Source organism: Moraxella sp. I5G, from assembly GCF_055193055.1.
This window is the reverse complement of sequence record NZ_JBUXLH010000054.1, coordinates 1-652: the sequence shown is the minus strand read 5'-3', so window position 1 is coordinate 652 and position 652 is coordinate 1. Positions and strand designations below refer to the sequence as shown.

Sequence of the window (652 nt, the reverse complement as noted above, 5' to 3'; positions counted from 1 at the left end):
GTGGGTGATATAGTCAATTTTGCGTTGTATATCTTCCCTAAACTTAGCCTTTTGAATGGTGTGTGCTAATGCTTTTTGATAAACCTCTGTTTGGGTAATGTCTTTCATCATTTACTCCTTATTTTTTACGTGTTTTTGGATCGATACGCACTAGCTTTAATTTTCCAGTGGTTTTATCCACATAAGCAACCCCTTTGATTAAAGTGCCACTTTCTTTGGCAGCCTCAATGGCTTTACGAGCTTCACTATTCTCATCTAATTTCGCCAATACAGCCCTATCCCATTCATCAGACATCTGCATGGTGTCACTAGCAGCCTTAGGGTCTAGTTTGATGCCTTTGGAGTTTAGTTGTTTGCTATCTACTGTCATCGTCAAATAAGTGTTGCCATCTTCGTCTTTAAAAACAACCACATGGTCATAACCATTGTTACTGCCATACTTGCCCCCTGAGAGAACAGTTCCACCATGTTCTTTAACAACATCTTCAAATAGGGCTTCTGTCTTATACCCTCCACTATCACCATGTTTAGCAATGTCATCTACTTGTTTCTTGGTGGCAGGGGTTAAATCCAAATCAATAGAGCCATTTTTCAGTTTCGTTGGACTGATTACGCCACGTTTGGTTTCTACTTCTGGTGCTTGATTTACAAG

General features: G+C 39.9%; 1 pseudogene. It reads right to left on the bottom strand.

What is annotated here, in order from left to right:
- Positions 1-118 precede the first annotated feature (118 nt).
- Positions 119-652 (bottom strand): annotated as a pseudogene (locus ACZBKJ_RS09935) (hypothetical protein); the annotation flags it as partial.